This window comes from Streptomyces sp. NPDC053076 (assembly GCF_044546845.1).
In the GTDB taxonomy this organism is placed as follows: domain Bacteria; phylum Actinomycetota; class Actinomycetes; order Streptomycetales; family Streptomycetaceae; genus Streptomyces.
The window spans coordinates 795,352-821,628 of sequence record NZ_JBITZL010000003.1; the positions used below are offsets into that span (position 1 = coordinate 795,352).

Below are 26,277 nucleotides of genomic sequence, written 5' to 3' on the forward strand. Positions count from 1 at the left end.
ACAGGGCAGTTTCCTCGACGCCGGCGACCCGAGCGGTGACCTCGGCCCCGACCAGCTCGTCGCCCCAGGGCCGGATCCTGTTGGCGATCCTGCCCCGGAACGTGAAGTCGGCGTACTCCGGGGCTTCCCACACGTCTTGGGCGCGCCGCAGGGTGGCGTCGTCCACCTCCAGCCACATGCCCGGCACCAGTTCCGTGGCGTGCGTCAGGCTGATGGGCAGCAGGCACCGTACGAAGCAGCCGACCCCGTCGACGCGCAGCAGAGCGCGAACACCGAGGTGATGACGAGTCTCCTCCGGGACCCGAAGCGTCGCGTCGGGCAGGTTGAATCCGACGTCGATCCGATGCCCGTCGGAAAGCGTGTCGCCGCAGCAGGCGCAGGTGGGAAGGTGCGCAGTCACCCGAGCAGCCTAATCCTCGACCCCGCGGACAGCGCCGGGGCAGCCTCCGCGCCCGTTCGTCGAGATCCGCAAGGAGTAAAAACGACCCAGCCTCCCGGCACGCCGCCGGCCCGCCTCTGGCGACCACGCACACCACACACGGCACGTCCGGCGTGACCAAGTTCCAGCCGCCCCGCAATGCTTGGCGGGCGGGGCCCCCTCCCCTCGCACAGCTGCCGGTGGGTGCCGGTCGGCGAGTACGGCCGCACGCCCGGCGTCGGACCGTCAGGCGTGGGGCAACGTCAGGTGTGGGACAGCGCGAAGGAGACGAGGAAGCCGCTGACGGTGACCAGCCCTATCGCCAAGTGAGCTTCCTGGAAAGCTTCCGGGATCATCGTGTCGGCGATCATGGCCAGGATCGCGCCGGCGGCTACGGCCGTCACCGCGGCCACCACGGCTGTCGAGAGGCCACCGACCACGGTGTAGCCGAGTACCGCCGAGAGAGCACTGGCCGCGGCGATCGCTCCCCACACACCGAAGACGTAGCCCTTGCTGCGCCCCGCTTCTTTCATTCCGGCGGAACTGGACAGACCCTCGGGAACGTTGCTGATGAACACCGCTGCCACCGTGACCAGGCTGACAGCGCCGCCCTGGAGCAGACTGACGCCGATCACCGCCGACTCGGGTACGCCGTCGAGCAGTGCACCCAGTGCCAGCGCCAGACCTGAGCCGCCGTGCTGTGCCTCAGAGGGTTGCGCCTGGTCCTTGTGGTGACCTGACCGTTTGCGATGGCGGGCGCCACGGCGCGCCAGCCACAGATTGCCGAGCGTGTACGCGGCGGCCCCGGCCAGTGTTCCGACTGCTGCCGGACCGAGGCCGCCCTGCTCGTAGGCCTCGCCGATCAGCTCGAACGAGACGGCCGACAGCAACACACCGGCACCGAAGGCCATCACGAGTGCGATGACCTTCTGCGGCACACGCAGCGCGTAGCCGCACGCTGCACCGATCAGCAGGGCGCATCCTGCCACCCATCCCCATCCACCTGCTTGCACGACCTCTGGCATACGCCCCGTCTACCCCTCCCGGTGGGGATCACCGGATGCCGCACACCGTCGATCTGCTGCCGGACCGCTCCCGTCCGCCGCCGCACACGGTCGTCCGCTCTCACGCGCCCCGTAGTGAGGCGTACCACTGTGAGACCGAGTACGAGCGGTGTGGTCAAAGCAAGGCGGGGCAGTCGGTGGAACGTAAGAGTAGAGGACCTACACGCCACCCAGAGCTTGGAGATTGAGATGGTCATCGGCATCGTCATAGCCGCCTGTGTGGTCCTGGCCGTGCTGGCCTTCCTGCTGCCGCGACTGTCGCGGCACCCGCAGAACGGTGCCCAGCGTGGCCTCGGGGCCGGTGCGCGCGCCGGATCGAAGGCGCCCGGTATCCTCGGCCGCCTGCTGAGCAAGCCGTTCAGCTCCAGCTCGCGAGCGATGGGCCGTAGCGGTGCCGCCGGGCGGCAGGCCAGGGGCCGCATGCCATTCTGAGCCGGGATGCGACCGGGAACGGCGAGCTGAGCCCGGCGGCCGGAGCCGAAGGCGCGGACGACTCCTCTGTGCGACTCGGCACGGTCCCCAGCGTTCCAAGTGTCAAGGTGGCGTCCGCGCACAGCAGCGCCTCGGTCAGCTCGAACAGCGTGCCCCGCGTCAGGCAGTCGAAGAAGGTGCCTGCCGACGAGCCGTGGAGCGGGACGATCAGGCGGTGGCCGGCCGGGTCAGGAAGGCGTGGGCCGTGCGCGGAGGACTCGCGACGACCCGTGGGTCTGGCTCGTCTTCGGGGACGAAGCCGGATTCTCCATGACGCCGCCGCAGGCGAAGACCTGATCACTGCGCGGCCGTACCCCGGTGGTGCGGGCCCGCGCCGGTCTTGCAGACGGGTGTGCACTGTCGCGCTCACCTGTTTCCAGCGTGGCCCCCGGTCCCGGTTGATCTACCGGCCGCGCCGGGACGACGACCGGCGCGACGGACGCAGGAGCTTCTCCCGGTGAGATTACCGGGGCCTGTTGACCGCCTCCCGTCAGCAGCTCGGCAGCCCGATCCCGCTGATCTGGGAGAACCTCAACGTCCACAAAGTCGCAGGCTGACGGGAGTTGGGCGTACCCGCGACTGGCTGACCGTCTACCACCTGCCACCCTGCGCGCTGACAGCTGCCCTCGTAACTGAGGGGAAGATGTCCTCGCACAGTCTCCAGGCGTTGGTGCGGCCCTTGCTCCAGCGGTCGCCGACGTAGGGCTTGTACGCGTCGAGCACCGAGGTTTGGGCCTGCCCCTGACCGGTCTGCTGCTGTGTCCGGGTCCTCGTGTGCGGTGTAGAAGGTGGCCGTGTCGATCCAGCCCGTGATGCGCTTGCAGCAGGCACACGTCTCCGGGGTGGGTGTGGGTTATTCGAGGAGGCCGCGGCGCATGGCTTCGGCGACTGCTGCGGCGCGGTCGGAGACGTTGAGCTTTTCGTAGAGGTGTTGGGTGTGGGTTTTGATGGTGCTGGTGCCGAGGATGAGTTCTTTGGCGATTTGGGGAGTGCTGAGTCCGCGGGCTATGCCTTTGAGGACTTGGTGTTCGCGTTCGGTGAGGGTGGGGGCGTTGTGGGTGCGTCGGCTGCGGATTTCTTCGGCGAGTCCTGCGGTGATTTCTGGGGGGACGATGGTGTGGCCGCGGGAGATCGCTCGGATTGCTTCGATGACTTGTGAGCTTTTGCTGTCTTTGGTGAGGAAGCCTGCGGCTCCTTCTTCGATGGCGCGGTAGACGGTGGGGCTGTCGGTGAATGCGGAGAGCAAGAGGGCGCGGGTGGGGGAGTGGTCTCTTGTCAGGGCGTGGAGGACTGTGATGCCATCGAGGTCGGGCATGCGGAGGTCGAGTACGGCGACGTCGGGTTTTTCCCGACGGATGATGTCGAGGGCATCCCGGCCGTTGTCGGTTTCGGCGATGACGTCGATGAATCCGCTGAGCTGCAGCGCGCGGGAGATGCCTTCCCGGAACAGGGGATGGTCGTCGGCGATGACCACGGTGATGCGGGAGGGATGCGGCATTGCCACGGCGATCTCGACCTTTCATCTGCAGGGTGCTGCTGTGTGGGATCGGCCGACGGGTTTTTGATGGCTTGGGTCAAGCGTAGGTGAGCTTTGCCGCCGGGGCGTGTCCGGCTGCTAGGGGCAGGAGGTCGGCTGGGGGTGCCGTGCGGTAGTGGTGGCGTGCGCGGGCGTGGGCTGCCGGGCCGGCTGCACCTGGCATTCCCTGTGCGCGGGCTGGGCGTCCCGCGCTTCGCGTCCGGTTCACCGGGCGGGCCTGTGTCAGCGTGTGTCGTCTTGTGCTGTGTTGTTCGAGCGCGTTTGAGCTTGGGGGTGGTGTCAGCTGTGGGGGGCGTCAGGGCTGGGGAGTACCGCTTGGATGGTGGTGCCGCCGGGGGTGTGGGTTTGGAGGGTGAAGGTGCCGCCCATGCTTTCGATGCGTGCGCGGTGTGAGGCGAGGCCGATGTGTCCTGATGCCAGGCTTTTGGTAAGGGCGTCGGGCGGGATGCCGACGCCGTCGTCGGTGATGGTCAGTCGGACGTTTTTTGGTTCTGGTTTTTGCAGGGTCACGGTAACGTTTTTTGCTTGTGCGTGTTTGACGATGTTCTCCAGGATTTCGCGAGCGAGCCAGAACAGTGGTTGGTCGGCATTGCCTGCGGTGGTGATATCAGAGGTGACTTCCGCGTGGAATTTTCCTCGTTCGGATGCTTGCTGGGTGAGGTGTTGTAGGGCGGGGACGAGTCCTCCGGACACGAGGACTTCGGGGTGGAGGGTGTGTACGGAGGAGCGGAGTTGTCGGCTTGCCTGGGTGAGGGCTTCGTCGGCTCGGAGGAGTGCGTCGGTTGTCCGTGGGCTGGATGCTGCTTCGTCGATGAAGTGTCTGGCGGCCAGGACGTTTTGCAGTGCTCCGTCGTGCAGTATCTCCGCGATTTTCCGTTGTTCTCTTTCCTCGGCTGCCATCATGCGTTCGATCAGCCACAGACGGTGTTCTGCGAGTTGTCGGATCGATCTGACGCGGTGTTGCTGGACGTCGGAGAGAAGGACGCAGCCTGCGCAGACGACGAGGATGAACAGTGTGTGGATGAGTATGAAGTGCCAGTAGTGCTGTTGCAGGTGTCCAATGCCGGTGCCGGTGGCGTAGCTGGCTGCGGCCAGTACTCCTGAGGCTGCGGTGAGGGCCGGCCGCATCTGGAAGGAGGCGAGGACGGGTATGAACAAGAAGATGTCGGCCGATAGCGGGGAGCTCCAGTTCGGGTCGGAGAAGTTCCCGGAGACGGCCATCAGCGCGGTCAGCAGGGTCAGGTCGACCAGTGGGTATATCCAGTTCGCCAGTGGTCTGTGGGATCTGAGGGCTGCCCACAGTGTCCGCAGTGTCCACAGGGTGTAGGCGGCGGCCAGCGCCACTGACAGGGCTAGCTGCTCGGACGGCGGGAACACCGCCAGGTCCGCTGTGAAGGCGATGACGATGGCGAGACGGAGCATGGCCTGCCATCGGAAGGCCCGCTGCAGGTGCAGGGCGGCCATCTCGGCCGCGTTGCTGCGCTCGGGCGGGCGGTCTTCGGCGGGCCCGAACGCGTCCGTAGGTCTCATGTCGTCGTCCTCTTCCCGGCCGCCGCGTGCGGTTTTCGCGCCGCTTTCGTCCTGTGTGGAAAAGGCGGGTGCATCCCCGCCGGCGTGCGGTCCGTCGGCGGCTGCCCTTGGCTGGGGTGCTCATGCGGGGCTTCCCCGAAAGGCGGGTCCGCCCGTGCCGAGCAGCCGCACCGCGACCGCCCGGCTGTGGTGGCAGGCGTGTCCCTGGTGGACATCGCCGGGCGGTGTCGCCGGGCTGCCGGCCGCTTACACCGTCAAGGGTGACCATTTTATGCCGCAGGGAGGCCGTAGGGCCGGACCGCGGCTGGCCAGGACGCCCCCCCGACGACCAGCCGAAGTCCATCCCACCCGCTTCGCCCCGCCAACCGCTATCTGCCTACCCCGCCGCTCGCCGGCCGCCGACCGGCTGCCATCGACCGTCAGCGGTCAGGCCCTCGGCCGTCAGCGGTCTGCTGCCTGTCGTCTGTCGCTGGTCGCGCGGAGCCGGACCGCGTCGGGGTGGCCCCATGGTCACCCAGGGGGCTTGAAGCACCCGGCGTGGTCGTCCAGCCCTTCCCGGTGTCTGTCCTCTCCCGCACCGGTTCCCGACCTGCCGGCAGCGCCGGCCAACCCTTCCCGATGCCCCCCACGAACCCTGGGCGGCAGTGGTGTGTCCCCGTACGCAGTGGTGTGTCGCCGTACTACGGCCTTATTCCGCTGGAAGAGTGCCAGCTCTTCACGATGAACCGCGCAGCTGCCGGCACGGGCACAAGAGGATTCAGTCGGGCTGACCGCGCCACGCGCGTCGGTCACCACGGCATCGCCGAGCAGTCGAAGAACTCGTGGACTGCTCCAAGCGGATGTGTTCGGCCATCCAGTGCTACGGCGAGGTGGTCAGGTGCGGGGAGCGGAGCACGAGCAGGGTGATCTCGCTGGGGGCGAAGACGCGGAACGGTGGGCCCCAGAAACCGGTGCCGCGGCTGGTGTAGAGGACGGTGCGGGTGCCGTGGCGGCTGAGGCCGGCGAGGGCGGGCTGGTCGAGGCGGACCAGGTGGTGGAAGGGCCAGATCTGGCCGCCGTGGGTGTGGCCGGACAGTTGGAGGTCGATGCCGTCGGCCGCCGCCCGTTCGACGAACTTGGGCTGGTGTGCCAGGAGCAGGACGGGTAGGTCGGGGTCGGCCCCGTCCAAGGCTCCGGCGAGGTGGGCGCGGTGCCCTGCCAGGCCGGAGGACTCGGCGGTGACGTCATCCACGCCGGCGACCACGAGGGTGTCGCCTCCGCGTTCGAGCAGCAGATGCCGGTTGCGCAGCGGCACCCAGCCCAGCTCGTCCATCAGGTCGACCCAGCCCTGGGCCTCGCTGTAGTACTCGTGGTTGCCGGTGACGTATACACGGGCCCGGGTGGCCCGCACGGTTCCGAGGGGGGCGGCCTGGGCGCGGCGGCGTTCGGCCGTGCCGTCCGCCATGTCGCCGGTGTGGCAGACCAGGTCGGCTTCCAGAGCGTTCACCGTCTCGCATACCCGCGCCGACCAACGAGCGCGATCGAGTGGGCCGTAGTGGGTGTCGGTGATGAGGACGACGCGGACTCCGTCCAACCCGGGGCCCAGTCGCGGGAGTTGTACGTCGAGTCGGCGCACCCGTGGCACGCGGCGTGCCTCGGCGTACCCCCAGGCGAGCAGTACAGCGGTTACGCCGAGGACAGCCCAAGTGACGATGCGGGCCCGCTCCTGGCTCTGGCCGACGCCGGCCACGGTCAGGGCGAGCCGCAAGAGAACCCCGAGCAGAACGGACCAAGTGAACAGAACCCAGCTGGTGCCCAGCAGGGTGTCACCGATGATCGCCGCCCAGTCCTGCTGGCGCCGGCCGTGGCCGCGCACCATCGCGAGCGGCATGCCGATGAGGCCGAGGACGAACAGGGCGGTGCCGACCAGCGTGACGGGCAGCAGCCAGTGCTGGCCGCTGTGCAGGAGCACCCAGCAGGGTACGGCCCACAGCAGGACGGGGGCGATCAGCGGGATGTAGCGCATCAGGCGGTGCAGTCGGCTCTGCGGCGACGCTTGCGTTTCACCCTCGTCGGGCCGGGTGTTGCTGGTGTTGGTCACGCTTCCCCTCCCTGACCAGGCTGCCGTCTCGCGCACTGTATCCGGTCGCCCTCGGGCCGGCCGTACCGGCGTTCATGGACGCCGCCCCTTGGGGCGAAGGGTTCTCTGCGGGATGGCAAAACTCTGCCGCAGACACCTCCCTTGGCATGAGCCGCGATCAGGGCGCTACTGCCCCGGCTTGGTACTGCCGCCAGCGGAGGGTGCGCCGGCGGGACGATGGCCTGAGAAGCGGCCGAATCGGTGGTGCCGATATGGCGCGCGGGGCCGGCCTGGTCGGTACTGTCGGTGGACTACCAGCGCGTCGTGCAGGCTCTCGCGGAGCCGAGCCGGCTCGGTCAAGGACCTGTGACGTGCCAGGAGAGGGCGCTTGCTTCGGCCTGGACCCGGTGCCAGGGAAGGTGGAAGCACTGCGGTCGAAGGCGAAGCGGCTGGTGGCCCGGGGCTGGCTGGTCGAGTCGGCGCCGGGCCGGTTCACGCTCGCGAAGGGCGTGGCCGGGCCAGGCGGCGGGTGATGAGCATCGTCATCGACCAGTAGACCATCGCCTCCCGTGCTGCTGGTGGATCGCTCGAAGTCGCGCAGGAGGCGGCGACTTTGCATCAGGTGGGCGAAGAACCGCTCGACGATCCAGCGCGTGGGCAGCACGACGAAACCGCGCATGTCGTCGCTGTGCTTGACGATCGCGAGGACCAGGGCGAGGGCGGCGAGGCTGTACTCGACGAGGGGCTGCCGGTGTAGCCGCCGTCGGCCCAGACCAGGGCCAGCAGGTGGTGCGCGGCGGCGACCTGGTCGAGTAGGGCCTGGGCGGCGACGCGGTCGTCGACATCGGTCGCGGTGGCCATCACCGCGAGCAACAGGCCGAGGGTGTCCACCACGACGTGCCGCTTGTGCCCGTTGATCAGCTTGCCGCCGTCGAAGCCGCGGCTGTCGGATTCGACGACGGCGTCCGCCTTGACCGACTGGGAGTCGGGGCAAAGTGACCTTGCCATACTGGTGCGATGTGCTTCCGTGGGGGGACTCCGAACCGGCATTACGTGTGCTTGCCCTGCCGTTCTGCGTTCAAGAAGCGCGGCACGTGGGCAAGCCGATGCCCGCGCTGCGGTGGAGAGTTGATCGACGCGGGCCAGGACCTCGCTGTGCCGAAGCGGAGCGACACCGCTGGGTGGCGGACGTTGACTGCCCTACTGAACGCGGGTGTCACGTTCCACTCTGGCTGCTGTGATGGGCCCGGCTGGCGGCCTCGAACACCGCGCGAGGTACGTGAGCGGCTGGCCGCCGCGGCTGGCACCGGCGTGCCGCTGAGCGTGGCGCTGACGACGGTCGACACTGACGAGCTCCGTTCCGGGCACACCGCACGCTGAGCCGTCGGCATGGCCCGTCCCATACTCCGCGAGGCGCGCCTGAATTGAGACAGTCGTTCGACTGCCACACTTCAAGATCGGAAAGACAACGGCTTCCAAGCCGATGATGGTGAAGCTGCGGGCCGGCCAGACGGTGGCCGTGTCGATCACGAAGCGGTGGCGGACGTCATTGGCCTGGACGCGGTCGTACGCCTCGCTGACCTGTCCGGCGCGGATCATCGCGATCTCCGCGCCCACGGCCTGAGCGTGGAGTTCACCGACGTGGAACAGGTTGAGATCCAGCTCCGACGGGCCCTGGAATGGGCTGAACACCGGCGATCAAGACCTGGCTCGCCAAACATCCGGGTTCGAGCTGCACTTCACCCCGACCGGCTCCTCGTGGATCAACCAAGGCGAGCGGTGGTTCGGCTACCTGGCCCACCAGATGATCCGCCGAGGCGCGCACAAGGACATCCGGGCACTGGAAGCCGACATCCGGGCATGGGTCAAAGACTGAAACGAAGACCTCAGGCCCTTTATCTGGACCAGACCGCCGAAGAGATCCTCCACTCCCTCGCCAGTTCTGCCGACGGATCTCTGGCCCAGGACACTAGGTGGTCGCACAGGGTGGGTCGTACGGCAGTTGGGGAACGTATCGGCTCCATTGCTGCCGGCTCAAGGCGCCGGAGCTCCCGGCGCAGATACGGCTGATGGCGGACTCGACGTTCAGGTCCCAGAGCGTGGCAACGCCGTCGTCGGTGGTGGCGGCCAGGGTGTGACCGTCCGGGCTGAACGCCAGAACGGCGACGAATCCGGTCTCCACGGTCAGCGGCCGGCCGATGGGGGTGGGGTGGTCGGGATCGGTGACGTTCCACAGATTGATGGTGCCGTTGTCGGTGTGGCCGGCCGCTGCGAGGGTGTGCCCGTCCGGGCTGAAAGCCACCGACCACAGGCTGCCGCCGGGTACGGTCAGGGGGCTGCCCCTGCGCGTGAGGTGGTTGGGGTCGGTGGCATTCCAGAGGGTGACGGTGCCGCGGCTGTTTCCGGTGGCGAGCGTGCGGCCGTCCGGGCTGAACGCGACCCAGGTGGCGTTCGGCTGGGGGATCGGCTGCCCGATGCGGACCCCGGGATCCGTCGTACTCCACAGGCCGACCTCGTGGTTGCTGTCGTCGCCACCGACCGCCAGCATCGTGCCGTCGGGGCTGAACGCCAGGGACAGGACGGATCGCGTGCGCTCGTTGGAGATGCCTGGCTGGGCGACGGGGTGTGCGGGGTCGCTGACGTCCCACAGGGCGATGCTGCCGAGGTCGTCGTCGCCGGCCGCGGCCAGGGTGTCGCCGTCGGGGCTGAACGCCAGGGAGAAGATGGGCCCGCCCGCCCCGGTGAGGGTCTCGCGGAGGCGAGCGGGATGACTGGGGTCGGCGGTGTTCCACAACGTGACGGTGCCGCCGCCGTCGCCCGCGGCCAGGGTCCGCCCGTCCGGGCTGAACGCCACGGCGTCGACCGGGTGCTTGGGGCCGGTGAGCGGATCACCGCTGGGAGCGGGGTGGTTCGGATCGGCGGTGTTCCACAGCGAGACGGTCGTGTTCTGGTTTCCGGCAGCCAGGGTGCGCCCGTCGGGGCTGAACGCCACTGATGCCACGTTGCCGCCGGCTCCGATGATCCGGGTCGGCGGCAGACTCCACAGGTCGACGTTGCCGTCGGCGTTCCCGGCGGAAAGGGTGCGGCTGTCCGGGCTGAACACGACGTCGGTCACCATGTCACCGGGACCGGTCAGCGGCCGGCCCAGGGGGACGATGACCCGGGGGTGGGTGACGTTCCACAGATAGACGGCGTGATCGGCGCTGCCGGCCGCCAGCGTGTGACCGTCCGGGCTGAACGCCACCGACATGACGGGCTCGGCGGGCCCCGTCAGCGGCTTGCCCAGGGCGGCGGGGTGGCCGGGGTCCACGACCTCCCACAGGCGGACCGTGCCCACCTTGGTTCCGACGGCCAGAGTGCCGCTGTCGGGACTGAAAGCCAGGGAGAAGACGCGATGCCCGGTCTTCAGGGAACGGATGCGGCGGGGGTGGGCCGGGTCGGTGGTGTTCCACAGGCTGAGGGTGCCGGCGTCGTCCTCGCATGCGGCGGCCAGGGTGTGCCCAGTGGGGCTGAACGCGATGCGACCGGAGAAGACGTCGGGGCAGTCGAGGTTCAGGGGCGCTCCGGAGGGGGCGACATCGTCGGGACGGGTGACGTCCCACAGGCTGACGAGTCCGGCGTGCCGGCCGGCGGCCAGAGTACGGCCGTCGGGACTGAACGCCAGGGATTCGATCGAGGCCAGGGCGTCCCATCCCTGAATGGCGGGACTCTTCAGCCGGCCGAGCAGGACCGGGTGGCTGGGGCTGGTCAGGCTCCACAGGTCGACGAATCCGCCGGAACCGGCGTCGCCGTTGTGGCTGGTGTGGCCGCCGACGGCCAGCACCCGGCCGTCCGGGCTGAACGCGAGCGACAGGATCGAGTTGACGGAACGGTCCACGGGCACGGGTTTGCCGAGCGCCACTGGCCGGCTGGGATCGGAGACATCCCACAGCCGGACGAGGTTCTGGTCGACGTTCCCGGCCGCCAGCATGTGCCCGTCCGGGCTGTAGGCCACGGTGTACACCGCGCCCCGCGGACCGGGAAGCCGGGTGTCCAGCGGTGTGTTCGCTGTCGAGATGAGCCGGGACGCCGCATCCCGGGTCGGATCCATGCGGTAGGCGGTCAGCGCGAGTTGAGCGGCCAGCGAGGGATCGGTCGGTGCCAGTTGCACGGCCGCGGAGGTGACGGCGGCGTTGACGGCCTGGTCTCGGGAGCGCAGGGCCGCGGCAGCGGCGTCCCGGGCCTGGGACTCCTGCCGGAAGGCGAATACCGCGGCCAGCGAGGCGACCACGGCCAGGACGGTGATGGTGGCGACCGCGGCGCGCCGGAGCCGTTGCCCGCGCCGCTGGTTGTGGCGGGCGGCCGCCAGGAATGCCCGGGCCGCGCCACTGAGTTCCGGCCCGTGCGTCTCGGCCCAGGTGAGGGCGGTTTCCAGGCGGTTGCCGCGGTACAGCGCGGCCGGCTCCCGGCTGGCCTGTTCCCAGAGCGCGGCCGCCTCCTCCAGGTCCTGTCGTACGAGGTTTCCGCCGCGGTCGTGCTCGATCCAGTCCCGCAGCCGGGGCCAGGCGCGGATGAGCACCTCGTGTGTCATCATCACCGTGTCCTGGTCCCGGATCAGCAGCCGGCCACGGGTGAAGTCGTCCAGGACCCTGACCGTCGCTTCCCGGTCCGGCGCGTGACGCAGCAGTTCCTCGTACCGGACGCGCCGGCGGCTGTCGTCGGCGTCGCGCCCCACGATGACGAGCCGCAGGAACACCCACCGTGCGGCCTCCTGGCAGGGCGGCGGCAGGGTGTCGTAGAGCCTGTTCGCCGTGGTGGCGATGGCGCCCTGGATGCCGCCGGTGACACGGTATCCGTCCACGGTGAGCGTGTGACCGTGGCGCTGCTGCCAGGTGGCCCGCAGGGCGTGTGCGAGCAGCGGCAGCCGACCCGTGGTGCGCGCACCGGCCGGTCCCGCGACCGCGCCCAGATCCGCCAGCAGCACCTCGACCAGACCGTCTTCGACGTCGAGTCCCACGCTGCCGGCCGGGCGGCGGATCGCGTCCTTGAGTTCGTCCTCCGTCATCGGCTCCAGCAGGACCGGTCCGGCCTGCAGCGCCGCCCGCAGCCGCGGATGCGCCGTGCACGCCGCATAGAAGTCCGCGCGGACTCCCAGCACGACGACCGCACCGCCCGTGGGCCGGGCCAGGCGGTCGAGCACGTCGATGAACCACTGCCGTTCGCCCTCGTCGCCGCAGGCCGTGAAGATCTCCTCGAACTGGTCCACCACGACGACCAGTCCGGCGCCGGGTGACTCCCCGATGGGCGCCGGATCCCCGGCTCCGGTGGCTTCGCGCAGCTCGGCGAGACACCGGGCGGGATCGGCCCGCCAGGCCGGTGCCCTGTGCCGGGCGGTCTCTGCGTCGAGTCCGGCGGCGGCCGCCAGCGACAGAAGCGGGGATGCCGTCGGCGTCAGCAGCATCCGCGGCCAGGTGCTCGACCCGGCGACCGGAAGCCGGCCCTCGTCCAGGGCCGGCAGCACTCCGGCCGCCAGCAGTGACGACTTCCCGGCACCCGAGGGGCCGATCAGCACCAGCGGGCCGCCCTCGCGCAGCCTGGCGTCCATCCGCTCGCACACGAGGTGAACCATGCGCTCACGGCCGTGGAACCACTGCTTGTACTGCGCGCGGAACGGGGCCAGGCCCGGGTACGGGCAGAGCACTTGGTCGGCGCCCGGGCCGGGCACGGTTCTGCGCCCCTCGTCGCCGACGCGGACGTGGAGGTCCCGGCCGGCCTGGAAGACGCTGCCCCCGCCACTCGCGCTCGCCTCCAGCCGTTTCGGCCGCCATGGGGGCGGCCCGTCGGGGCGCGGGGCACCGGTGCTGCGTTCCGTCACGCCTGTCCGCCTCTGGTGACGGTCATGTCGCGGCCGGCCTGGAACGCGTCGCCGCCACGGACGTGTGCCTCCAGCGTCATCGATCCCGAGATCTGCTGCTCCGTAACTCCGGCGTCGCGCGGTGCGGTGTCGAACAGGGCGCGCAACTCGTCGACGGCGTCCGGCCGCGTCGCCATCAGCCGGACGAGGCGGGCCTGCCACTCGGCGACCAGCATCCCCTGGAGCTCCTGGTCGTTGCCGGCCTGCCGCGCCTCCAGCAACTCGTCGCGCGCGTCGCGGAGTTCCTCCTCGACGCGCTCCGGGTGCGCGGACCGCCACAGTGACAGGACCGAGGACTTGACCGCGGCCCAGCCGTCCGTCGCCAGCAGGTCGATCAGGCGCGCCGCGGCAGCCGATGCCAGGCCGACGAGTTCCACACTCGTCTCCATGTTTCTCCTTGTCCCTTACCGCCCGTGGGCCGCGATCGCGGTCAGTGTCAGGTGGGAGGCGATGAACACGCGGTCGCCGCCCACCGTCCACAGGAACCCCACGTCCGGCTGCCCGGGGTCGCTGTACTTCCACCGGGCCCTGCCGGTGGCCGCGTCGATGGCCCACAGCGTCTTGGCGGCGTCGGTGGCGAAGACGGTGTCGGCCGAACACTGCGCGCTCTTGCCGGAGATCCTGAGGGCGGCCTTGAACATGTTGGAACCGCCCATGTCGTTGGCCCCGTCGAGCGTCGCGACCCACTGGAGCGTGCCGTCGGCCGTGGCCAGGGCGGCCAGGTCGCTGCCGACCGGTACGTAGACGGTCGCGCCGTCCAAGCTGGAGAAAGGGGCGCCGATCTGGACCTGATCCCCGTTCTTCGCATCGAAGCGCTGATGCCACTTCTGGCTGCCCGTGGCCGCGTCGACGGCGAACAGCGTGTCGCCGTTGCCCCCGGCGAACAGGAACAGCCCGGCGGCGTAGCACGTCAGCGGCCAGCCGGTGGTGAAGTAGTACGCGGCGTGCGGGACGGATACGTTCCAGCCGCGGGCTCCTCTCCTGCCGGCGTCGATCATCTGGACGCGGCCGGGTTTCCTGCCCGGAACGGCCGAGGTGGCCAGCAGGTGGGAACCGGTGGGTGGCACGAGCACGTTGTTGATGTCCGTGCCCTTGACCCGCCACAGTCCCTTGCCGGTGGCGGCGTCGAACGCACGGATGTAGCCGGAGGTCGGGGACTTTGCCGAGTACGGCTTGGAGGTCTGGAGCAACGTCCCGCACACGTACACCGTGTTTCCCGCGGCCGCCACATAGTGGCTCAGGTACACCCCCGTACGCGTGTCGCCGCCGGGATCGACGTCGGCCATCTTGGTCGCCCACTTCACCTTCCCGCTGGCGGCGTCGAAAGCGGCCAGCAGGCCCGTCTGACTCGGTGTGTCGCAGAGCAGATAAAACACTCCGTCCGCATACGCCGTCGGGTACTTGTCCATGCTCGTGCCGAGGCTGTTGGCCGTGTTCAGCTGGGGGAACACGGATTTCCCGGTCGCGGCGTCCCGGAAGGACGTGGCGGTGTCCGTGACCACCATGACCACCTTGTCGGAGGCTTCCAGGCAGGTGGGGGCGTGCTTGCCGGCGCCCGACCACGCCTGGGTGGCGTCGGGTCCGGCCAGCACGATCGGTTCCGGGCCGTCCGTCGAGGACGGCGACACGGAAGAGGACGTCCTGGGACGCCCGGCTGACGGAGAGGCGGACCGCGTGGTGGATCCGGGCCCGCCGGCCCGGCCCTCGGGCGTCGGCGACGAGTCGCCGGAGAAGGCGAGCGCCGCCGCGGCGCCGCCGAGCACGGCCGCACCCCCGGCGAGAGCGGTGATCAGCTTCCGGCGGCTCATACCCGAGCCGGCCGCGCTCACCGGCGGCGCAGGGAACGGGCCCCGGCCGCCACCCCCGGCGGACACCGATCCGAGGGCCGCGGTCGCGGCGGCCAGGTCGGCGCTCACCGCCGGTGGCAGCCAACTGCCCTGCAAGTGCGGCAGGTTCTGACGCCCGATGTAGTCGACGAGTTGCTCCGCGGTGGGACGGTCCGGCGGTTCCGGGTACAGGCAGCCGTCGATCACCTCGCGCAGCGACACCGGGAGGGCGTCCGTGTCCGGCTCGCCCCCGGAAGCCGCGAACAGCACGGTCGCCCCGAGGCCGAACACGTCGTCCGTCGGTGAGGGTGCCGGGTTGCGGGTGGCTCCCACGATCCCCAGGGCGGAGATGCGGGGCCCGTCCATGGTCAGCAGCACCGAGTCGGGGCTCACCTCGCCGTGGACCGTCCCGGCCGCGTGGAGTGCGGCCAGCGCCCGGCCGAGGCCGTCGGCGAGCACCCGCAGAGCCGGTTCGGACAGCGGACCGTGGCGGTCCACCGCCTGCCGCAGTGGCAGTCCGGCGGCGAACGCGGTCGCCAGCCAGGGAACCGGTGCGTCGGCGTCGGCATCGACCACCGGGAGGAGGAAGGGACCGGGCAGCGGCCGTGCCGCCTCGACGGCGGCTCGTAACCGGTCCCCGAACCCGGGGACCGTGGCAAGCTCTGGCCTCACGACCGTCACCGTGACGAGGAGCCCCTCGTCCGTGCGGGCGGCGAAGACCTCGCCCCCGCCGACCGTGCTCTGCCGTCCGAGCAGCGCATACGGCCCGATCCGCTGAGCACCGTCTGCTCCGGGATGATCCATCGTCCGCCCCTCACGCCAGTCTGATCGTCTGGTCACGGGCCGCCTGATAGGCGCTTCCCCCGCCGGACACATGGGCCGTCATGGTGATCGACGGCTCCGGGGCGGTGGCCGGCTCCGTGCCGAGCCCGGGTGCGCCGGCGGGGCCGGTACCGGTGTCGGACAGCAGAGCGGTCACCGCGTCGCCCAGATGCCGCAGCCCGTCCGGCAGATGGGTCTCCGGAACGCGGAGGAACTGCAGGCGCGCCAGCTCCGCGATCTCGGCCGGCAGCGCCGAGGCGTCGGGCAGCATCGTCGCGTCACCCAGAAGGACCGGGACTACACGGTTTCCCGCCCGCAGAGCTGTCGCGATCTCCAGGCGGACCCAGTCGTGAGCCCGGTCCAGGAGCCGCACACCGTCCTCGCCCCGCGCGTCGAGCCACCCTGTCCCGATCAGTACACACATGAGCTCGCACTCGGCGGCCTGCCGCCGCAGGATCTCGGCGAAATCTGCCCCGGGCGGTATCGACTGGCCCGACTTGAAGATCTCGTTGGCACCTAAGCGGTCGGACAGCGCGCGGTAGACGCGGTCTCGCATCCACCGGGAGTCCGGTTTGCGAAAGCTGAGGAAGATGCGCGGCACAATTGCCCCCTCTCTGGCAAGCCTTGACGTCAGGGATCGTGCTCACCCTACGGATGGAGTACGCGCTCGGTGGCTATTCGCCGGGGATTGAATAGCGGCCGCAAGGCTCCGTTACGCTGGCCGGTATGGACCCGGCGGACAGCGCGGCAGGGACGGCCTCGGCAGGAAGATCGACCAGCACGCGTCTGCCGCCGGGCGACTTCGGCGTCGTCCTGGCCACACTTCGGGCTCGGCGGGGGTGGAGCGTGCGCGAGTTCGCCCGGCGCGCGAACGTGTCCGAAGGGCAGATCTGCAATCTGGAGAGCGGGTTGCGCAACCCGACGCCCGCGGTGGCTGCGGCATGTGACGCGGCCTTCGGCACCGGCGGGGAACTCGTCGAGCTGGCCGGGGCCGGCCGCCGCGGCGCCCAGGCCGGGGGCGTCGTCGAGGCCGGCCCCGTGGTCGCCGGATACGAGCGGGTCCTGTGGGAGCTGAAGGACATCGGCAGATCCACCGGACCGAGGTTCGTCACCGCTTCGATGAAGTCGATCACGCGTATCCTGACGGACGCCGGTCCGCACGCCGTTGGCGAGCAGCGTGCCGAGATCTGGCGGCTGGCCTCGAGGTTCGCCGAATACACGGGGTGGATGGCACAAGAGGCGGGAAATCCCGCGGAGGCGTTGCGCTGGACCAATCTCGCTGTCCGCTGGGGCGCACACGGCGGGGATGAAACGGTGGCCGCGTATGCCCTGGTCCGCAAGGCGCTCATCGCCCAGCACCGCGGTGACACCTATGCGGCGATCGGATTCGCGGACCAGGCGGCCGGGCACCCGGCGGCCAACCCGGTGATCCGCGCGCACGCCGCGCGACGCGCGGCCCAGGGGCATGCGCGCCGTGGCGATGCGGGGGCCTGCCGGGAGGCACTGGAGCGGTTCAGGAGCCACGCCGCCGAGGCCATCGGCTACCGGACCCCGCACTGGGGTCCGCGCACCGAGAACGGCAACCCTCGGCTCATCGAGGCGTCCTGCATGCTCAGCCTCCGTCGCTTCGAGCTGGCCGCCGACCTTTTCGACGCCGAGCGCCGACGTCGGCCGGCCGTCCCGGCGGACAGCAACTCTCAGGCCCGCTTCGCGGTTCGGCAGGCGACAGCCCTGGCCGGTGTCGGCCGCCTCGACGACGCCTGTCAGATCGTCGAGGCCACGCTGCCCGTGATCAAGCGCATCGACTCGGCCACCGTTCGCGCGGAGCTGGGCCGTTTCGTGGAACAGGCCCGGACCCGGAGAGCCAGCCCGGGCCAACTCGCCCTCATCGACGCATCGGCCGCCCTTGCGATCGGCTGACAGTGGGGATCGGCTGGCGGTACGGACAGATCCCTAGTCCAAGAAGTTCCTCGCCGAGCTCGACAAGGAAGTCCCGGATGATCTGCAGGTTCATCTGGTCCTGGACACGTACGCGACCCACAAAACGCCCGACATCAAACGGTGGCTGCTGGCGCACCCGCGATTCCACCTGCACTTCACGCCGACCAGCGCATCCTGGCTGAACCTGGTGCAGCGGTGGTTCGCCGAGCCGACCCAGAAGAAGCTCAAGCGCGGCGTCCACCGCTCCGTCCAAGCCCTCGAACGCGACACCCGGGCCTGGCTCACCGACTGGAACGAACAACCCAGACCATTCGTCTGTCCGAAGACCGCCGACGAGGTCCTCGACAAAGTCACCGCCTACTGCCGACGAATCTCTGACTCAGGTCACTAGGCATTGTGTCGAAAGTGGACCTCGAGACGACCTGTTCCGCCGGTGGCAGCGGAACGGAACCTGGCATCGGATCCTCACCCGGCTCCAAGCCCTGGCCGACGCGAAAGGCGCGATCGTCTGGGACCTGAACGTCGACTCCACGGTGTGCCGAGCCCATCAGAACGCGGCCGGGGCCCGCAAGCGGGGCGACCTGCAGAAGGAACCACCGGGGGTGTCTTTACCGAACCCAGTGATCATGGGCTCGGACGCTCGCGTGGCGGGTTCACCACCAAGCTGCACTTGGCCGTCGAGCAGGGCCAGAAGGCCATGTCGATTGTGATCACGGCAGGGCAGCGCGGAGACTCGCCGCAGTTCGAACCCGTACTGGCAAAGGTCCGCGTGCCCCGCATCGGGACGGGCCGGCCGCGCGTCCGCCCCGACCGCGTGCGGGGCGACAAGGCATACGCCTCACGTAAGAACCGGGCCTACCTGCGTAGCCGTGGGATCCGCTGCACCATCCCGGACAAGGCTGACCAAGCCCGCCACCGCAGGAAGCGCGGTTCCCTTGGCGGCCGTCCGCCGAAGTCCGACCGGGAGGACTACAAGGCCAGGCACGCGGTCGAGTGCGGTATCAACCGCCTCAAAAGGCATCGGGCTGTTGCCCCCAGATACGACAAGCTAGCAGTCCGCTACGAGGCCACAGTCCTCATCGCCGCGATCAATGACTGGCTGTGAGCGGCGCCTTTGCCCTCATCGGGATGCTTCGTATGCCTCGCGAATGGGGTAGCCGTTCGCACGAGCCCAGAGACGTACAGGTCCGTCCTCCGGACGCGGATCGCGTCTACGGACTCTGCTGGGTCCGTCCCCAGACACCCGAGGAAACTCCCTCAAGCTGGTCAGCCACATCCTGGAAGAAGGCGAACAACGAGGCGTACTCGCGTTCTTCAGGGAGCGCCCCCTCGCTCCAAGACCCCACCATACCGTTGATCGTGTTCACGAACGTGCCGTAGAAGCCGTCACACTCCGAGGCTATCGGCACCCACTCCCTGCGCCAGGACGGGTAATCAGTACTTTTGGACCGTGCCGATTCCTCCATGGCCATCTTGTGGAGGTAGACACGTTCGATGTCCATGAGGCCCAGTAGGAGTCCACCACTGGGAAGGACGCCCGGGCACCCCAGCGCCACCAGACTCGATCCAGCATGAGGCTGTCGACCTGCATCGACGTCGTGCCCCAGAAGCCACTGCCGCAGTTGCTCCGGCAGTTTTAGGCCCATAGGCAGTTCGGCGTTGCAGATGGCCGTCAGGCTCCCCGGCCCGCCGAGAGCAGCGGACACCTCAGGCGCATGATGCTCAAGCCACGCGGTCACCCGGCCCCACGCCTGCCGTACGTCTCCAGTCCCCTGGTGATCCATAAACAGACCGTACTCAACACCGCTGACAATGCATGGCCCAGCTGCACCGTTGCATGCCAGTCGCGACCCTCAGCAACTCTGGCCCCTTTCGATACACGCTCTAGTTGTGCAAGGTCAACGTTACGTCGGCCTTGTCGTCGGGCTGCCCCTCGTCCGTGTTTTCCACGTGAATGCTTGTGGTGCCCGTTTGCCCTTGAGGGACGTCGAGAGCGAAAACATTCAAGCCGTCTCGATCGTCAGTGTCCGCGCTTGTGCCCTCATAGAGCTGAAGCTCGCCCTTCACATCGACCAAACCATCGCGGTAGCGCCGGATGTAGTAGTGGATCTCGGCCCTTACCTCCCCGCCGCACTTCCCGAAATACCAGTACTTCGAGTACCGCCAGGGCTCATTTTCATTCATCTCGTTGACGATTGGAATGTCATAGCGGCAGCGTTCGTTCTTACCGAAGGTCTCGTAATCCATAATTTGGAACACGACGTTGCCGGTTACATCTCGTGAGGCCGACTGGGCGGTCGTTCCCGACGCTGCGGCCACTATGAGCATCGTGGCGGGTACCACGAGCCGCTGCCAAAATGTGGAGCCGCACAGGACGCGGCGTGTTACCTTCTCCTTCACCACCATTCCTCCCGTCAAGCGGATACACTTTCGCTTACGCCTCTGAAATGTAGAGGATTTAGGAAATGGCGGTATTCGCCTATCGCTCGGCAAAAAATTACCACCGCAGCCGGGATGGTGGTCGCAATCTCGACGACGTGGCATTTGGAGTCCCAGCCCAGAGAACCCCCGCGGGCCGACCTCCGCGAATGGCCCCTGAATCATCGCTTGGGACCAAACGAGGGGGGCCGCATACCGCGAGTCTGCATTTCCCCAACGGTATGTCGTTCATTAATGACGTTACTACTCCTTAAGGACGCCAACAACTCGACTCTGGGAAGCGCCCCACGACCAACCGATCCCGCCGCGTCACGCCGCTAGGGCGTGTGTCGAAAGTGGATCTTGGTCGTGAGATGATCTTGGTTCGTGGCACGTGCAGATCTGACGGACGAGCAATGGGCGGTGCTGGAGCCGTTGTTGCCGAAGGGCAAGAAGTCCGGCCGCCCGCCGACGTGGGCCCGGCGACAGCTGATCGACGGCATACGGTTCCGGGTCCGCACCGGTGTGCCTTGGCGGGACATGCCCGTCGAGTACGGACCCTGGGCCGGGTATACGACCTGTTTCGCCGCTGGCAGCGGGACGGCACCTGGCATCGGATCTTTGCCGCCCTGCAGGCACAGGCCGACGCGATGGACCTGATCACCTGGGACCTCAACGTTGACTCCACCGTCGTGCGGGCCCAACAGCACGCCGCGGGAGCACGGAAAAAGGGGACCTGCAAAAGGAGCCGCCGGTGGCCCCGCCGCCGAGCCGGACGACCACGGACTCGGACGCTCGCGCGGCGGCCTGAGCACCAAGCTTCACCTGGCCGTCGAACAGCGGCAGAAGCCCATGTCGATCGTGATCACGGCCGGGCAGCGGGGTGACTCCCCGCAGTTCGAGGCCGTCCTGAGCCGCGTCCGAGTGCCGCGGCTCAGGCCGGGCAGACCCCGCACCCGGCCCAACCGCGTGCGTGCCGACAAGGCGTATGCCTCCCGCAAGAACCGCGCCTACCTGCGGCGGCGCGGCATTCGCTGCACTATCCCGGACAAGGCCGACCAGGCGCGGAACCGCAAGTAGCGCGGATCCCGTGGCGGCCGGACACCGAAGTTCGACCCAGAGGATTACAAGGCTCGGCACGCGGTCGAGTGCGGCATCAATCGCCTCAAAAGGCACCGCGCCGTGGCTACGAGGTACGACAAGTTGGCTGTCCGCTACGAGGCGACCGTCCTCGTAGCTGCCATCAACGAGTGGCTGTGACCAGCACATTCGATACACGCCCTAGTCACTAGGTGCGATCCTGCATGTATGAACGATCTCGGTGATGCGCACCTGTACAACTGGACGCTGCGCGTCGTGGCCCTGCTGGCGGCCGACACCCAGGATCAGCTTGCCTGGCTGGGCGAGCGTGAGCTGGAGACGGAAGACGTCGTCGAAGAGGTGGGGCTCCTCTGCCGCGTCTGCGAAGGATTGGCGGAGCGCGGAGCCTTCGAGGCCGGGGATCTGCGTGATCTTCGGGCCATTGGCCGTCGCCTCGACGAGATCGATACCACCTGCCGCGTCGGTCGCTGGGAAAACGCCCTGGCCACAGATCTGGCGTGGGACGACATCCGTTCTCTTGCCCGCCGGTTTCTCCTCACGCGGCTGGGTGACTGGCGTCAGCCACTGCCACGTCCCGTACGCCCGCGCACGGGCGACTGCTGAGCACGTCCAGGTCGCCTGTGCGACTCTGACACAGTCGGCGCCGCACGCACGAAATCGCGGAACGTCATGGCGGCACGTTCGGATGGGTGTCGGCAGGGCAGGCCGGCCGGCCGGCCGGACACCGCCAGTCAGACCTCGGCAGCCGCCTCAAATGGTGGGGTAGAAGCGGCCGTCGGCGCCTTTGCGTTGATCCACCCGGCAGTGTTGGAGTACGACTCGTAGCTGTGTCGGGTGCTGTGGTCCCATTCGGCGCCGGTGGGGTGCCTGCATGCGTTGTCGGGGACGTAGAGGAGTGCCTCGGCCCAGACGAGGTCGTGGGCGTATGGCAAGAACCGTTGTGGGTCCCGGACTACGCTCTCATACTCCACACGGCCGGCGGTGACGACCGCAGCCCGAGTGTGAAGGAACTGATCGCTCGACAGGCCATCGCCATATTCCTTGCGGTCCAACCTGTACAGGGCCCATGAGAGCTGCTCGGCGAAGCCGACCACGTCAGATACAGAGCCGTTCGCCAGGCGGGCTGTCCCCGGTTGGTCGGCGGAGGTCCCGTGTGTGGCTTCTAGGCTGGCGCCATGGACAACCGGCTCGCTCACGAGAGCAGTGCTTTCATCAACTTTCGACATTACGTCGCGGATCCGAAGGAGCACGGGTTTCGGTGGGTCGACATCAAGCAGCTCCGCTTTTCTGTGGAGTCCCTGGACGACAGAGGGCTGCTTGCCGCACTGATTGGGCATGAGCAGTTCCGGGATGACTATGCAGGCGGCGGCGTGTGGCCGGCCGGGCCCCGGCACGGTCCGTATTGGCTGCGGTTGATCACTCCCGACCTCTACGAGCCCATCAGTCGGGAGAAGGCCGTAGGGATCCTGCGGGAGTGGGTAGATCCGCTCTGGGACCCGCCCACCGAGCTGGAGGCCGATCTACAGCGGGAGGTCTTCGACCGCCTGGCTGCAGCCGACGGCATCTACCGCCTCAGCGAGCTCGGTGATGAGGCGGTTCATGACTGGGGACGGGTGCACGGCTGCTTCCACGAGTTCGTGCTCATCCATCGCTCGGCTCGGCGGACCTTTCTCGTCGTCGCGGCCGACGACTGAGCCGTCCACCGGGGAGTCTGGGGTCCCGGCTCCACTGGGCGAACCTCCCGTAGACCGTCTGCCAACTGGGCCCGGGCGCCGGCGGAAGCTGCCGCCGCGTGCAGCCCGACGTCGCCATGAGGGTGATCGCTGCCAGGGGCCACGATCACCCTCCCGACGCCGGCCCTGCCCTGCGGACGTACCACTTCCGACGGCGGCACCACCCGCCGGAACACCCAACGAGGGCGCGCCATCAGCAGCGACGTCTTTAGGGATGGGTGATGGGTGTCTGGAGTTCGGTGATCCAGTCGTTGTGGTTGTCGGGGCATTCGAGGTTGATTTCGCGGGGGTATCCGGTGGAGCGGTAGCCGCTTGTGTCGATCCAGTGGGCCAGAGTCTGGGCGGTGGGCAGCACGGTGTCCATCGGGCCGCGGTGGATGATGGTCGCGGCTGTGTGGAGGCCGGGCAGGTCGTGGATGTGCAGGGTGTCGTCATTCTGGGGTGGGGCGCTGACCTGGACGGCGGCGTGGACGGTGATCTTTCCGTCGCCTTCCGGGGTGTCGTTGTAGTAGGCGATGCCGGGGCCGGTGGGGGTGATGCCCGCGGCCTTGAGGCGTTGGAAGAGTTCGTCGTAGAGGGGTGTGATGACGGGGGTGATGTCGGTGGGCTCGAAACTCGCGGCGGTCGCGGTCAGTTCGGCCACCCGGACGGCGGGGACGTGTTTGAGGACGATGTCGTTGGTGGGCATGTGCCCCTCGCTCTCGATCGCTCGGAGTCTGGCCTCGACCTGGATGAGCCGTGCTTGTGCGGCTGTGACGGCGGTTGCCAGTTCGGCCTGCCGTAGCCGGAGCATGCCGCGTAGTTCCTCGGCTCCGGTCTTCGCGTCCAGGATGCTGCGGACCTGCTGGAGAGTGAAGCCGAGGTCTTTGAGCGCGATGATCCGGTTGAGGCGGGCGAGCTGGGCGGCGGTGTAGTAGCGGTAGCCGCTTGCGGGGTCGACGTGGGCGGGGCGCAGCAGTGCGGTGGCGTCGTAGTGACGCAGCATCCGTACTGAGACGCGGCCGTGCCGGGCGAAGTCTCCGATGGTGAACATGATGTCTCCGAGCTGACCGTCTGACACGGTGTGAGGGTCAAGACGCTATCCGGCGTGGTGGCACTCCAGGGGGCTGGGGGCTGGGGGCTCAGGGCAGGAAGGCAAGGGGGGTGGGCGTCATCGTCGTAAGCCGTTCCATCGCCCGTCGGTTTCGGGCGGGGGTGCGGCACCGGCGCAGGCGGCACGAGCGGTGTGGGCGGCATAGGCGGTACAGCCCGGTGCGGGCGGTGGCGGTGCGGTTCTTCAGGGTGTTGCTGATGCGGCCGTGGCCGGTGTCGGTGTTCAGGGCTGCGCTGGGTGCGGGTGGCGGCGGTGATGTGAATGTCGCCCGAGGGGGTGCGCAGTGCGACTGGGCCTGGGTGATGCGGAGGTCGCCTCGTTGGGCGCTGGTCTCGGCGGGGCCGCCCAGTCGGCCGGTCTCGACGGCGGCCGTCGGTGGCGGTGAGGTGGAGGCTCGCGGCCTCGTCGCTCTTGATCTGCCGGTGGGCGCCGTCGACGGTGATGTCGCCGAGGCGGCCGGTGCCGCTGGGTTCGCAGCCGGTGCTCCTGGCCTGGCTGCCGGAGGCCGGCGGGCAGCTGGGCGGTTGCCGTACAGGGATCCGGGGGCGCCGGAGAGCTGGTTTCTGGGCTGGGGGACACGGATGCGCAGGGCACTGTCTTTGCAGGTGACGGATGCTTTTCCGGAGGTCTTGACGTCGCGGTGTTGGCGGGGTCGGCGGGCCGGGCCTCGAGGGTGGTGTCGGGGCGGTCGGCGGTGAACTCGATGCGTCCGGCCGGGGATGTCCAGGAGGGCGGAGACCGGGGGCGGGAGTGTCCAACGTCTGCGTCATGCTCTCCGACGAGATTGTTTCTGACCTCGGAAACGCTACGTTGCGTTCCAAAAGAGCAGCACCATACGCGTTGCGCAAAATTCAGCATCGGCACAGCTGGCAGGCGGGTAACTGTTGCGACGGTTGCGGTGGTTACGCAACGTCTCCTGTTCCGATCATTGCAATGGGTGGGTGGGGAACGCTAAGGTGGTGTGGTCAGGGAACACAGAGGGACCACCAAGGAGAGTGCGTTGCCGGGAGGCAGGCTCACCCAGCAGGAACGCCAGCAGATCGCGCTGGGGCTGGCCGACAGCCTCCCCTACGCCGAGATCGCCCGACGCCTTGAGCGTCCGACGTCGACGGTCACGCGTGAGGTGATGCGCAACGGCGGCCCCACCGCCTACCGCGCCGACCTGGCCCACCGTGCCACCGAACGCCGCGCCCACCGGCGCAGGCCCGTCTCCTCTCGCGGGCCGCAGTCGGCGCCTCAGCTCCACGGACGCGATGCGGAGGCAGTGGCCGAGTACGAGGAGACCCTCACCACGGTCCTGATGGCCACGGGCCTGCCCAAGATGACGGCCCGGGTGCTGACCTGCCTGTTCACCACCGACGCGGGCAGCCTCACCGCGTCCCAGCTCGCTCAGCGCCTCCAGGTCAGCGCGGCCTCCATCTCCAAAGCAATCGCCTTCCTGGAGAGCCAGAGCCTGGTGCGCCGGGAACGCGATGAACGCCGCCGTGACCGCTACGTCGTCGACGACGAACTCTTCTACCAGGCGACGATCGCCAGTGCCCGCTCCAACGACCAGCTCGTGCACACCGCACGCCAGGGCGTCGCCGTCCTCGGCCCCAACACCCCCGCCGCCGCCCGTCTGGAAAACGTCGCCCGCTTCCTCGACTTCATCAGCGAAAGCATCGTCCGCGCCGCCGAACAGGCCCGCGAAGTCCTCCACACCAAAACCACAGCACCCCCCGATGACACCGGCACCGGCACCGACACCGGCACCGCCCGGCCGGGCCCGCACCGCGGATAGACAGCCACCCCGGCCGGCACACCCGGGAGACGAAACCGACGGCGTCGGCGCACAGAACACACGGACAGGACACACCCGACCCACCACCACCGCGGCCGTCCGCATCCACGTGAGGTCATCCGCAGGCCCGCGTGGCCGTCCGTAACCATGCGAGACATGCGTATCCCCGCGCGGCTGTCTGTTTTCACGCGAGGTCATCTGTTTCCACGTGAGGGCATGCGCAGCCATGCGACGCTGTCCTTGGCCGCGCGCTTGTCATCGGCGCCCGTGCCCGTCATCGCCGTCTGTCGCCGGTTGTGAGCGGGCCGGTGGCCTCGCCGAATTGCCTCGGCCCAAGGATGTTGCAAGTAGCGCAGGGTACGTTGCCCGGCCCGGTGCCGCGAGGTGGGACCGGCCCGTCGGCAGGGAGTGCCGTCACGTGTGCAGGTTCTCAGCGGTGCCCGCCGCCCCCGCCGTGCCCACCAGCCCGGTCGGTGTAAGTACGGCTCGCCCATAGGCTGGGGTGGTTTGTTCCGTCTGGGGGAGACGGACGCACAAACCGCGCTCAGGGGGCCGGGAGGGCCGTCACTCGAGGCTCACTCGAGGCCGGCC

The 26,277-nt window shown here is 68.8% G+C and carries 20 protein-coding genes and 7 pseudogenes; 11 read left to right on the forward strand and 16 right to left on the reverse strand.

Annotated features, from left to right (window positions below; translation table 11 throughout):
• Positions 1-70 precede the first annotated feature (70 nt).
• Together ACIGYR_RS16885 and ACIGYR_RS16890 are read right to left on the reverse strand one after the other, a co-directional pair.
• Positions 71-400, reverse strand: a pseudogene (locus tag ACIGYR_RS16885) (DUF2199 domain-containing protein); the annotation flags it as partial.
• A gap of 281 nt (positions 401-681) precedes the next feature.
• Entirely contained in the window at positions 682-1,443 is a 762-nt protein-coding gene (locus ACIGYR_RS16890; RefSeq protein WP_399600005.1) for a ZIP family metal transporter, read from the reverse strand.
• Between the two features lie 228 nt (positions 1,444-1,671).
• Here ACIGYR_RS16890 and ACIGYR_RS16895 point away from each other — a divergent pair, with 228 nt between their 5' ends.
• Together ACIGYR_RS16895 and ACIGYR_RS16900 are read left to right on the forward strand one after the other, a co-directional pair.
• Positions 1,672-1,914, forward strand: coding sequence for a DUF6411 family protein (locus tag ACIGYR_RS16895; RefSeq protein WP_391843116.1), 243 nt, complete (start codon positions 1,672-1,674; stop codon positions 1,912-1,914).
• Between the two features lie 339 nt (positions 1,915-2,253).
• Positions 2,254-2,566 (forward strand): annotated as a pseudogene (locus tag ACIGYR_RS16900) (IS630 family transposase); the annotation flags it as partial.
• A gap of 240 nt (positions 2,567-2,806) precedes the next feature.
• Here the strand turns inward: ACIGYR_RS16900 and ACIGYR_RS16905 are convergent.
• The 3 genes from ACIGYR_RS16905 to ACIGYR_RS16915 form a co-directional block, all read right to left on the reverse strand.
• The gene (locus tag ACIGYR_RS16905) at positions 2,807-3,451 is read right to left on the reverse strand and encodes a response regulator (protein WP_399600251.1); all 645 of its coding nucleotides are present in this window, start codon (positions 3,449-3,451) and stop codon (positions 2,807-2,809) included.
• 318 nt (positions 3,452-3,769) lie between these two features.
• The gene (locus tag ACIGYR_RS16910; protein WP_399600010.1) at positions 3,770-5,020 is read right to left on the reverse strand and encodes a sensor histidine kinase; all 1,251 of its coding nucleotides are present in this window, start codon (positions 5,018-5,020) and stop codon (positions 3,770-3,772) included.
• An 859-nt stretch (positions 5,021-5,879) separates the two neighbouring features.
• Positions 5,880-7,100, reverse strand: coding sequence for a metallophosphoesterase (locus ACIGYR_RS16915; RefSeq protein ID WP_399600013.1), 1,221 nt, complete (start codon positions 7,098-7,100; stop codon positions 5,880-5,882).
• 234 nt (positions 7,101-7,334) lie between these two features.
• Between ACIGYR_RS16915 and ACIGYR_RS16920 the strand changes: the two are divergent.
• Positions 7,335-7,612: pseudogene (locus ACIGYR_RS16920) on the forward strand (hypothetical protein); the annotation flags it as partial.
• Positions 7,613-7,697: 85 nt separating this feature from the next.
• Here ACIGYR_RS16920 and ACIGYR_RS16925 read toward each other — a convergent pair.
• Both ACIGYR_RS16925 and ACIGYR_RS16930 read right to left on the reverse strand, forming a co-directional pair.
• Positions 7,698-8,087, reverse strand: a complete 390-nt coding sequence (locus tag ACIGYR_RS16925) for a transposase (RefSeq protein WP_399600015.1) — start codon at positions 8,085-8,087, stop codon at positions 7,698-7,700.
• Positions 8,088-8,588: 501 nt separating this feature from the next.
• Positions 8,589-8,696: pseudogene (locus ACIGYR_RS16930) on the reverse strand (alcohol dehydrogenase); the annotation flags it as partial.
• 34 nt (positions 8,697-8,730) lie between these two features.
• Between ACIGYR_RS16930 and ACIGYR_RS16935 the strand changes: the two are divergent.
• On the forward strand, positions 8,731-8,955 hold the full coding sequence (locus ACIGYR_RS16935; protein WP_400014242.1) for a hypothetical protein: 225 nt from the start codon (positions 8,731-8,733) through the stop codon (positions 8,953-8,955).
• A gap of 93 nt (positions 8,956-9,048) precedes the next feature.
• On the opposite strand, the gene ACIGYR_RS16940 is transcribed toward ACIGYR_RS16935, so the two are convergent.
• From ACIGYR_RS16940 to ACIGYR_RS16955, 4 genes are read right to left on the reverse strand one after another with little or no spacing between them, the layout of a single operon-like run.
• Positions 9,049-12,933, reverse strand: a complete 3,885-nt coding sequence (locus ACIGYR_RS16940; protein WP_399600017.1) for a hypothetical protein — start codon at positions 12,931-12,933, stop codon at positions 9,049-9,051.
• On the reverse strand, positions 12,930-13,361 hold the full coding sequence (locus tag ACIGYR_RS16945; RefSeq protein WP_399600020.1) for a hypothetical protein: 432 nt from the start codon (positions 13,359-13,361) through the stop codon (positions 12,930-12,932). The genes ACIGYR_RS16940 and ACIGYR_RS16945 overlap by 4 nt, the downstream gene beginning before the upstream one ends.
• Positions 13,362-13,376: 15 nt before the next feature.
• On the reverse strand, positions 13,377-15,602 hold the full coding sequence (locus ACIGYR_RS16950; protein WP_399600023.1) for a PQQ-binding-like beta-propeller repeat protein: 2,226 nt from the start codon (positions 15,600-15,602) through the stop codon (positions 13,377-13,379).
• Between the two features lie 10 nt (positions 15,603-15,612).
• On the reverse strand, positions 15,613-16,221 hold the full coding sequence (locus tag ACIGYR_RS16955) for a toll/interleukin-1 receptor domain-containing protein (protein ID WP_399600025.1): 609 nt from the start codon (positions 16,219-16,221) through the stop codon (positions 15,613-15,615).
• A gap of 125 nt (positions 16,222-16,346) precedes the next feature.
• On the opposite strand from ACIGYR_RS16955, the gene ACIGYR_RS16960 reads away from it, so the two are divergent.
• From ACIGYR_RS16960 to ACIGYR_RS16970, 3 genes and pseudogenes are all read left to right on the forward strand, one after another.
• Complete coding sequence (locus ACIGYR_RS16960) at positions 16,347-17,540, forward strand: helix-turn-helix domain-containing protein (RefSeq protein ID WP_399600028.1); 1,194 nt, start codon at positions 16,347-16,349, stop codon at positions 17,538-17,540.
• A 46-nt stretch (positions 17,541-17,586) separates the two neighbouring features.
• Positions 17,587-17,952: pseudogene (locus tag ACIGYR_RS16965) on the forward strand (transposase); the annotation flags it as partial.
• Positions 17,953-18,096: 144 nt separating this feature from the next.
• The gene (locus tag ACIGYR_RS16970) at positions 18,097-18,666 is read left to right on the forward strand and encodes an IS5 family transposase (protein ID WP_399600030.1); all 570 of its coding nucleotides are present in this window, start codon (positions 18,097-18,099) and stop codon (positions 18,664-18,666) included.
• A 106-nt stretch (positions 18,667-18,772) separates the two neighbouring features.
• On the opposite strand, the gene ACIGYR_RS16975 is transcribed toward ACIGYR_RS16970, so the two are convergent.
• Positions 18,773-19,345 carry an SMI1/KNR4 family protein gene (locus tag ACIGYR_RS16975; RefSeq protein WP_399600033.1) on the reverse strand — a complete coding sequence of 191 codons (573 nt, stop codon included), beginning with the start codon at positions 19,343-19,345 and terminating at the stop codon, positions 18,773-18,775.
• A gap of 100 nt (positions 19,346-19,445) precedes the next feature.
• A complete protein-coding gene (locus ACIGYR_RS16980) occupies positions 19,446-19,961 on the reverse strand; it encodes a hypothetical protein (protein WP_399600035.1) in 516 nt (171 codons plus the stop codon).
• Between the two features lie 405 nt (positions 19,962-20,366).
• On the opposite strand from ACIGYR_RS16980, the pseudogene ACIGYR_RS16985 reads away from it, so the two are divergent.
• Together ACIGYR_RS16985 and ACIGYR_RS16990 are read left to right on the forward strand one after the other, a co-directional pair.
• A pseudogene (locus tag ACIGYR_RS16985) lies at positions 20,367-21,239 on the forward strand (IS5 family transposase).
• 48 nt (positions 21,240-21,287) lie between these two features.
• Positions 21,288-21,683, forward strand: coding sequence for a hypothetical protein (locus ACIGYR_RS16990; protein ID WP_399600037.1), 396 nt, complete (start codon positions 21,288-21,290; stop codon positions 21,681-21,683).
• 128 nt (positions 21,684-21,811) lie between these two features.
• Here ACIGYR_RS16990 and ACIGYR_RS16995 read toward each other — a convergent pair whose 3' ends face one another.
• Entirely contained in the window at positions 21,812-22,306 is a 495-nt protein-coding gene (locus tag ACIGYR_RS16995) for a DUF4240 domain-containing protein (protein WP_399600039.1), read from the reverse strand.
• On the opposite strand from ACIGYR_RS16995, the gene ACIGYR_RS17000 reads away from it, so the two are divergent.
• Positions 22,256-22,774, forward strand: coding sequence for a hypothetical protein (locus ACIGYR_RS17000; protein ID WP_399600041.1), 519 nt, complete (start codon positions 22,256-22,258; stop codon positions 22,772-22,774). The genes ACIGYR_RS16995 and ACIGYR_RS17000 overlap by 51 nt on opposite strands.
• 28 nt (positions 22,775-22,802) lie before the next feature.
• Here ACIGYR_RS17000 and ACIGYR_RS17005 read toward each other — a convergent pair.
• Positions 22,803-23,007: pseudogene (locus ACIGYR_RS17005) on the reverse strand (transposase); the annotation flags it as partial.
• Between the two features lie 14 nt (positions 23,008-23,021).
• Entirely contained in the window at positions 23,022-23,846 is an 825-nt protein-coding gene (locus ACIGYR_RS17010) for a MerR family transcriptional regulator (RefSeq protein ID WP_399600043.1), read from the reverse strand.
• Between the two features lie 1,060 nt (positions 23,847-24,906).
• Here ACIGYR_RS17010 and ACIGYR_RS17015 point away from each other — a divergent pair.
• Complete coding sequence (locus ACIGYR_RS17015) at positions 24,907-25,686, forward strand: helix-turn-helix domain-containing protein (protein ID WP_399600045.1); 780 nt, start codon at positions 24,907-24,909, stop codon at positions 25,684-25,686.
• Positions 25,687-26,277 lie beyond the last annotated feature (591 nt).

Bases quoted from the DNA above. Each gene is read 5' to 3' on its own strand.
- ACIGYR_RS16890 (WP_399600005.1), bottom strand. From the start codon at position 1,443: ATGCCAGAGGTCGTGCAAGCAGGTGGATGGGGATGGGTGGCAGGATGC.
- ACIGYR_RS16990 (WP_399600037.1), top strand. From the start codon at position 21,288: ATGAACGATCTCGGTGATGCGCACCTGTACAACTGGACGCTGCGCGTC.
- ACIGYR_RS16925 (WP_399600015.1), bottom strand. From the start codon at position 8,087: ATGGCAAGGTCACTTTGCCCCGACTCCCAGTCGGTCAAGGCGGACGCC.
- ACIGYR_RS16995 (WP_399600039.1), bottom strand. From the start codon at position 22,306: ATGTCGAAAGTTGATGAAAGCACTGCTCTCGTGAGCGAGCCGGTTGTC.
- ACIGYR_RS16945 (WP_399600020.1), bottom strand. From the start codon at position 13,361: ATGGAGACGAGTGTGGAACTCGTCGGCCTGGCATCGGCTGCCGCGGCG.
- ACIGYR_RS16910 (WP_399600010.1), bottom strand. From the start codon at position 5,020: ATGAGACCTACGGACGCGTTCGGGCCCGCCGAAGACCGCCCGCCCGAG.
- ACIGYR_RS17010 (WP_399600043.1), bottom strand. From the start codon at position 23,846: ATGTTCACCATCGGAGACTTCGCCCGGCACGGCCGCGTCTCAGTACGG.
- ACIGYR_RS16975 (WP_399600033.1), bottom strand. From the start codon at position 19,345: ATGGATCACCAGGGGACTGGAGACGTACGGCAGGCGTGGGGCCGGGTG.
- ACIGYR_RS17000 (WP_399600041.1), top strand. From the start codon at position 22,256: ATGGACAACCGGCTCGCTCACGAGAGCAGTGCTTTCATCAACTTTCGA.
- ACIGYR_RS16895 (WP_391843116.1), top strand. From the start codon at position 1,672: ATGGTCATCGGCATCGTCATAGCCGCCTGTGTGGTCCTGGCCGTGCTG.
- ACIGYR_RS16905 (WP_399600251.1), bottom strand. From the start codon at position 3,451: ATGCCGCATCCCTCCCGCATCACCGTGGTCATCGCCGACGACCATCCC.
- ACIGYR_RS16960 (WP_399600028.1), top strand. From the start codon at position 16,347: ATGGACCCGGCGGACAGCGCGGCAGGGACGGCCTCGGCAGGAAGATCG.
- ACIGYR_RS16950 (WP_399600023.1), bottom strand. From the start codon at position 15,602: ATGGATCATCCCGGAGCAGACGGTGCTCAGCGGATCGGGCCGTATGCG.